This is a genomic window from Betaproteobacteria bacterium (assembly GCA_009693245.1).
Taxonomy (GTDB): domain Bacteria; phylum Pseudomonadota; class Gammaproteobacteria; order Burkholderiales; family SHXO01; genus SHXO01.
Map to the genome: position 1 here is coordinate 1 of SHXO01000120.1, position 7253 is coordinate 7253.

The 7253-nt window shown below is 59.7% G+C and carries 9 protein-coding genes and 1 pseudogene; 2 read left to right on the forward strand and 8 right to left on the reverse strand.

Going from position 1 to position 7253, the window contains the following annotated elements:
* Positions 1-235: 235 nt before the first annotated feature.
* The gene (locus EXR36_15000) at positions 236-1378 is read left to right on the forward strand and encodes an amino acid ABC transporter substrate-binding protein (GenBank protein ID MSQ60900.1); all 1143 of its coding nucleotides are present in this window, start codon (positions 236-238) and stop codon (positions 1376-1378) included.
* A 2-nt stretch (positions 1379-1380) separates the two neighbouring features.
* Positions 1381-2013: pseudogene (locus EXR36_15005) on the forward strand (ANTAR domain-containing protein).
* Here EXR36_15005 and ureC read toward each other — a convergent pair.
* The 8 genes from ureC to EXR36_15045 form a co-directional block, all read right to left on the reverse strand.
* Complete coding sequence (ureC, locus tag EXR36_15010) at positions 2010-3716, reverse strand: urease subunit alpha (GenBank protein MSQ60901.1); 1707 nt, start codon at positions 3714-3716, stop codon at positions 2010-2012. The pseudogene EXR36_15005 and the gene ureC overlap by 4 nt on opposite strands.
* Positions 3713-4021: an urease subunit beta gene (locus EXR36_15015; protein MSQ60902.1), complete on the reverse strand. Its 309-nt coding sequence runs from the start codon at positions 4019-4021 to the stop codon at positions 3713-3715. Before EXR36_15015 ends, ureC begins: the two co-directional genes overlap by 4 nt.
* 14 nt (positions 4022-4035) lie before the next feature.
* Positions 4036-4338 (reverse strand): urease subunit gamma, encoded by a 303-nt coding sequence (gene ureA, locus EXR36_15020; GenBank protein ID MSQ60903.1) that lies wholly within the window; start codon positions 4336-4338, stop codon positions 4036-4038.
* Between the two features lie 158 nt (positions 4339-4496).
* On the reverse strand, positions 4497-4787 hold the full coding sequence (locus EXR36_15025) for a hypothetical protein (protein MSQ60904.1): 291 nt from the start codon (positions 4785-4787) through the stop codon (positions 4497-4499).
* 9 nt (positions 4788-4796) lie between these two features.
* Entirely contained in the window at positions 4797-5285 is a 489-nt protein-coding gene (ybaK, locus tag EXR36_15030) for a Cys-tRNA(Pro) deacylase (GenBank protein ID MSQ60905.1), read from the reverse strand.
* A 10-nt stretch (positions 5286-5295) separates the two neighbouring features.
* Entirely contained in the window at positions 5296-5931 is a 636-nt protein-coding gene (locus EXR36_15035; protein ID MSQ60906.1) for a CoA pyrophosphatase, read from the reverse strand.
* 61 nt (positions 5932-5992) lie between these two features.
* Positions 5993-6541 carry a tetratricopeptide repeat protein gene (locus EXR36_15040; GenBank protein MSQ60907.1) on the reverse strand — a complete coding sequence of 183 codons (549 nt, stop codon included), beginning with the start codon at positions 6539-6541 and terminating at the stop codon, positions 5993-5995.
* A 47-nt stretch (positions 6542-6588) separates the two neighbouring features.
* A complete protein-coding gene (locus EXR36_15045; protein MSQ60908.1) occupies positions 6589-7065 on the reverse strand; it encodes a hypothetical protein in 477 nt (158 codons plus the stop codon).
* Positions 7066-7253: the final 188 nt, after the last annotated feature.

Genomic DNA, 7253 nt, shown 5'->3' on the forward strand with positions numbered 1-7253 from the left:
GCCGTCAATGGGCAACCCAATAATATTTTTGCGGCGGCGCAATAGTCCTTCTTGGGCTCTTGGCAAGAACCGGCTCGAAGTTGGTGCGATCCCGTAGCGGCGCACCAAAACCATGCACTAGAATCGTTCGCCCCTTCCCCTGGCACCGCGCAGTGGTTTGCGGAAAAGTACTGGCCAATTCCACTGCAACGAAGACATAATCATCCGCATCATGAATTCCCCCAGCTCCGCGCCCATGTCTCCGATTCGAATCGGGGTGTTGTTTTCCGAAACGGGAGTCACTTCCGTCATCGAGCGTTCGCAACTCTTGGCGACGTGGCTTGCCATCGAAGAGGTCAATAGCGCGGGCGGAATTAATGGGCGCGAAGTGGAGTTGGTGGCTTACGATCCGCAATCGCGGCCAAGTAGGTTTCAAGCGCTGGCCAAGAAGCTGGTGAGCGAAGACGGTGTACGTGTCATCCTCGGCTGTTACATGTCGAGTACGCGCAAGGCACTGATTCCAGTGGTGGAGAAATCCAATTCGCTCCTGCTCTATCCCACGCTCTACGAAGGCTTCGAATATTCTCGCAACACCATCTACACGGGCGCGGCGCCTAACCAGAACAGCGTTCAACTGGCGGAATACATGACCCGCGTCCACGGGTCGCGCGTGTTCATGGTGGGTTCGGACTACATATACCCCTACGAATCCAATCGCATCATGAGCGATCTGATTCTGGAACGCGGCGGCCAGAAAGCGGGAGAGGTCTATTTGCCGCTCGACGCCTCCTGGGAAGACTTCGTCACCCTGGCCAAGCGCATCAAATCCCTGAGTCCCGATTTTATTTTCTCCACGGTCGTGGGCGACGCGACGTCGCTATTCTATAAAGCCTACCGCCAGCTCGGCATGGATCCGGCGAAGATGCCCATCGCCAGCCTAACGACTTGCGAAGCCGAAGTTCGCCAGATGGGACGCGACGTGGCCGAGGGGCACATCACCGCCGCGCCTTATTTTAAGTCCGTGAATACGCCCGCCAACCGAGCCTGCCTGGAGAATTTAAAGCGGCGCTTTGGAAGCGAAGTCATCACCAACCAGTGCTGGGAAGCCGCTTATTTTCAAGTCCACCTCCTCGCCAACGCCATGCGCCGGGCGGGCTCCGACGATGTGGAGGCGCTGTTGCGCGTGCTGCCTGGTTCGGAATTCGATGCCCCGCAAGGCAGGGTACGCATCGATGAGCACAATCACCATACGTATCTGCGCCCGCGTATCGGGCGGGCGAACAGCAAGGGCCAGTTCGACATTCTGGAGGAGACCCATCATTGGGTGAGGCCCGACCCCTATCTGATTTCGCACTCATTGGAAGATTGGACCACGCGGGTGCGCGTCGCCAATCAATAGCCATGACCAGAACAACATCCGGCACTTCGCTTTCGCTGCGCAATCTGCGCTCATTGAAGATCGCCGTATTTCATCCCGATGACGCCGACGGGCGCGAGTTGCTCGCGCAATTGGAACGCATCGGCTGCCGGGTGAAAGCCTATTGGCCGCCGCACGAACGCATGCTGGAAGACGAGCCGGACTTGGTGTTCCTGGCTGTACGGCCGGAAGTCATCGGCTTGGAATTAACGTGACTCAAGCGCGCGTGGCACCCGCCGGTCATCGCCGTGCTCACCTACGAGAACCCCACCATCATCGAGGCGATGCTGCGCTTCAATGCGAGCGGCGTGATTGCCTCCCCCGTCAAATCCTCTGGCTTGCTCTCCTCCATCGTGCTGGCGCGGCACATGCGCCAGGAGGAGATGAACCGGTCGAAATACGTCGCGAAACTCGAGCAAAGACTCCAAGCCCAGCGCAAACTCGACCGTGCGAAGGCCATCCTGATGCACACGCGCGGCCTATCCGAGGACCAAGCCTACAAGATGCTGCGAGAACAAGCGATGACCAAGCGCGTCACCACGGAGGATATCGCCGATGCCGTGATCAACGCCAACGAAATTCTCGGCCTGGATACCAGGCCACAAACGAAGGCCTAAAACAAGAAGTAGCGCTGCGCCATGGGCAGAACCTTGGCCGGCTCGCACGTTAGCAACTGGCCATCCGCGCGCACCTGGTAGTTTTCCGGATTGACCTCGATCTTGGGCGTGGCGTCGTTCCACTTCAGATCTTTCTTGGATAGAGTGCGCGTGTTCTTCACCGCCACCATGCGTTTACGCAATCCAAGCTTCTCGCCGATGCCCGCGGCTTGCGCGGCCCCCGACACAAAAGTAACGGACGTGGCGGTGCGCGCTCCAGCGAAGGCGCCGAACATGGAGCGGTAGTGAACGGGCTGTGGCGTCGGGATGGAGGCGTTGGGATCTCCCATGGCCGCCGCCGCGATCATGCCGCCTTTGATCACCAGCGAAGGCTTAACCCCAAAGAAGGCTGGCCGCCACAACACCATGTCGGCCAGTTTGCCAGTTTCGATGGAACCCACTTCGTGCGACACACCATGGGTGATGGCCGGGTTGATGGTGTACTTGGCGACATAGCGTTTGACGCGAAAATTATCGTTGCCAGCACCGTCTTGCGCCAAGGATCCTCGTTGAATGCGCATTTTGTGCGCGGTTTGCCAAGTGCGCAGAATCACTTCCCCCACGCGGCCCATGGCCTGCGAATCCGAGGACATCATGCTGATCGCGCCGAGGTCATGCAGAATGTCCTCGGCCGCGATGGTTTCGCGCCGGATGCGCGATTCGGCGAAGGCCACGTCCTCGGCGATGGAGGGATCCAAGTGATGGCACACCATCAACATGTCGAGATGTTCGTCCACCGTATTCACCGTGAAGGGCCGCGTCGGGTTGGTGGACGAGGGCAGCACGTTCGACTCGCCGCACACGCGGATGATGTCGGGGGCGTGGCCGCCGCCGGCACCTTCCGTGTGATAGGTGTGAATCACGCGGCCCTTGAAAGCCTCGATGGTTTTCTCCACGAATCCCGATTCGTTCAGCGTGTCGGTGTGGATCGCCACTTGCACGTCCATATCGTCCGCAACGTTCAGGCAGTTATCGATGGCCGCGGGCGTGGTACCCCAATCTTCGTGCAATTTGAGCCCAATGGCGCCCGCCTCCACCTGCTCGGCCAGCGGTTGCGGCAGACTCGTATTGCCCTTGCCCAGAAAACCGAGGTTCATGGGGAAAGCATCCGCCGCCTGCAACATGCGGTGCAGGTTCCACGGCCCGGGCGTGCATGTGGTCGCATTGGTGCCCGTCGCGGGCCCAGTGCCTCCGCCGATCATGGTGGTCACACCGGACATGAGCGCTTCTTCTATCTGCTGCGGGCAAATGAAGTGAATGTGCGTATCGAGCCCGCCCGCGGTAACGATGGAGCCTTCACCCGCGATGATTTCCGTGGCGGCACCAATCACGATTTGCACGCCTGGCTGGATGTCCGGATTCCCAGCTTTGCCAATGCCGCTGATGCGCCCGTCCTTGATGCCGATGTCGGCCTTGACGATGCCCCAGTAATCGAGAATAAGAGCGTTGGTGATCACGACGTCGGCCACTTCGGCGGCGGGGCGCTGGCCTTGGCCCATGCCGTCTCGGATGACCTTGCCGCCGCCGAACTTCACCTCCTCGCCATAAATGGTGAAGTCCTTCTCCACCTCTATCCACAATTCCGTATCGGCCAGGCGAACGCGGTCTCCCGTGGTGGGGCCGAACATCTCCGCGTAGGCGGAGCGCGCAATCTTGCTGCTCATTTAAGCTTCCCCATCACTTTTCCCTGGAAACCGTATACATGACGCGCGCCCGCCAGCTCCACCAGATCAACGCTACGCGCCTGCCCTGGCTCGAAACGAACGGCCGTTCCAGCGGCGATATTGAGACGGAAGCCATAGGCTTTTTCGCGCTCGAACTGCAAGGCCTCGTTGGTTTCGAAAAAGTGATAGTGGGATCCTACTTGCACGGGCCGGTCACCCGCATTGATCACCGTGACGCTCACGGTCTTGCGTCCGGCGTTCAATTCGATCTCGCCCGGTTGCGCGCGCACCTCGCCTGGAATCATGTTCTGTCTCGCCGCTAAGGAATGGGATGGTGGACGGTAACCAGCTTGGTGCCGTCTGGGAAAGTGGCCTCCACCTGAATCTCTGGGATAAGCTCCGCCACGCCTTCCATGACGTCATCTCGAGTCAGCAATGTGGCGCCATGGGCCATGAGGTGGGCCACGCTTTTTCCATCGCGCGCGCCTTCCATGATGGCCGCGCTGATGAAGGCCACGGCCTCGGGGTAGTTGAGTTTTAGCCCGCGGGCGCGGCGCCGTTCGGCAAGCAATGAGGCCGTGAAGATGAGCAGCTTATCTTTTTCTCTCGGGGTGAGGTCCATGATGCACGCCGCGTGCGGCGAAGGCAATTGATCGTGGACAGCATTCTGCGCGATCCGCGCGCTCAAGACAAACCATTGAGATAGGAAAAAGCCTCTACTCGGTAGGTATCGCCTACCGAGTAGAGGCTTGGAGGGACTGGGTACGGCTGGCTGCTAACCTAAGCGGTGGCTTGGTCCGCGATTTCGTGGGCGCGGTCGAGGGCGTCGACGAGCGTTTCTTCGGGAAGAGCGTTAATGGTGGCGGCCAGAACATCGGCCTCGAGATAGGAATTACGCGGAATGTTTTTTGAATCGAGTTTGGCGACAAACATCGCCGCGGCGCCGGCGGCGCGTAAAAGTCTGTAGCGCTCGGCCATGAGTATTTCCATTTCGCAACGTAGCATTGCCACTTCTTGTTCATGAATACGTCTAGAAACCACAACTTCCTTCGCGCTGGCGCTATGCAACATCATTCTCCATTATTTATTGATGGCTACCGATACAAGTGCTGGATGCAGGACTTGGACCAGATCAACCGGCGCGATCCCCACGAGATATCCCCTCTTCCCCCCATTTATGTAGACCTTGGGAAGGTCAAGAATCGTTCTCTCCATGTATATCGGCAGGGGCTTTCGAATACCTAAGGGCGATGTTCCGCCTACCACATATCCGGTGTGGCGGGTGGCGGTTTCCGGATCGCAAGGCTGAATCGTCTTGACACCCGCGACGCGCGCCAGCTCTTTCGTGGAAACTTGTTTGTTGCCGTGCATCAGAACGATGAGAGGATTTTTCCGCTCGTCCTCCATGACCAAGGTTTTGACTACCGCGTTCTCATCCACTCCGAGTTCGCGCGCGGAAACGGCGGTGCCGCCTTTTTCTTCATATTCGTAGAGATGATCGGAAAAGGCGATACCTTTGCCGCGCAAGTGCCGCACAGCGGCGCTAACAGGTGCCTTTTCCTTGCCCACGAATGCCGGGCTAGCGCAATATACGGTAGAGCATGTGCAGCATGCCAGCCGTGGCGCCCCAGATGTTTCTGCCCTCGTAGGGCATGGAGTAATAGTGCCGCTGGCGGCCGTTGGCGACGTCGGAATGTTTGCGGTGGTTTTCCGGATCGAGCAAGAAACTAAGCGGCACCTCGAAGACTTCGGCGACCTCGAAGGGATCGGGAGTGAGTTCGATGGGCGGCTCGATCCATCCCACCACCGGCGTCACGCGAAATCCCGTTGGGATGTCCCACTCGGGTAACTGGCCAATTAGCTGCACCAAGTCTCGCGCCAACCCGGTCTCTTCTTCCGCTTCGCGAAGCGCGGTGCTGGCGCGGTCGCGGTCGCCTTCATCCACGCGCCCGCCCGGAAAACTTATTTGGCCCGCGTGATCGTGAAGATGAGCCGTGCGCTGGGTGAGCATGACGGTAAGGCCGCGGGGCCGGTTGATCAGGGGCACGAGCACGGCCGCGGGCGTGGGAATTCTCTCCGGCGGGTGAAGGTAGCGCGGCAGCACGCCCTCGGAAAAATTCTCGGGGAGCCCGTGCGCGAGCCGTCTCTCGATTTCATCTTTATGCCAACGCTTCGCGGCGAGGCCAACCCCAGAGCGTTCCGTTTTTGCGTGCATGAGTGCGTTCATGGGTACTGCATCAGCGGATTATAGGGGCTGGGGTGACAAACCGTCTTCCTTATGCCGGACCGGTGCGCGCCGGTGCTTCGAGTTTATCGATTTCGTCGCGCACGGCCTCCAGATGGGGATTGAGCCGCAGCGCGGCTTGGAAGGCAAGGCGCGCCGCCGCTTCATCCCCCGCCGCCAAACATATCTCGCCTAATCCCGCTAGGGCTCCGAAGTGGCGGGGCTCGAGCTCCAGCACTCGGTGAATATCTCGCACGCTCTCCTCATCGCGCCCTAATAGGTAGTACAAAGTGGCCCGCTTGTTCCACGCCTCGGCGTAGTTGGGACAAGCGCGCAAGAGCATCGCCAAACGCGTTTCGGCAATGTCGAAGCGGTGGGCGGCGATATCCGTGGCGGCCTTGTCCAGCACCTCGGCGGCACGTTGGTGGGGATAGTGCATCCACAACGCCCAGATATCATCTTCCACCAAGGCGGCGTCCAAGGCCGTGGAGGTCAGATAGGCGAATAATTGGTCCAGGCGCGAGGGCAAGGCCGGCGAGGGGTGCCGCGCCCCTAAATGGGTCACTAGATTGAGCGTTCCGGCGTAGGTGGTGGTGTGCATGGGGTTCTCCTACCCATCTTCTATCAAGGTCTATACCAGGTGCATAGTCATCGTTGGGCGGCGGCATCGACGACCGCGAAAGCCGTCATATTCACCAACCGCCGAACCGTCGCGGTGGGCGTCAGGATGTGGCAGGCCTTCGCGGCACCCAGCAGGATGGGGCCCACGGTGATGCCCTCTCCCGCAATGACCTTGAGCAGGTTGAAAGTGATGTTGGCCGCGTCCAAGGTCGGCATGATGAGTAGATTCGCTTCGCCCTTGAGCCTGGAGTTTGGAAAAATTTGCAGGCGAATTTCCTCGGACAATGCGGCGTCCCCGTGCATTTCGCCTTCAACCTCCAAGCCAGGCGCCGCCGACTCCAGTATGGTTCGCACACGGCTCATTTTCTGGGCGTATGCGTTGTGGGAACTGCCAAAACTAGAATGGGAAAGCAGCGCCACCTTGGGCATCAATCCGAAGCGCCGCACTTCGTCCAGCGCGCATCGGTGTCTTTCTGCGCGCGCTTGTCCGGCTCCTCCTTCCACAGCCCTGGATCCTCTCCGGCCGGGGTGGCCTTGATCCGCGCGTTCTCCTCCCGCGTGTTGCGGCTCTTGGGCACTTCCACAAAGGTCGCACCGATCATCTGCCCGGAGCGCGCCTCATAGCCCCTGGCGGCCAACTGCCAGTGAAAGGCCTGGAACAACACCTCGAATAAGCCCAGGCGCTTCAAGCG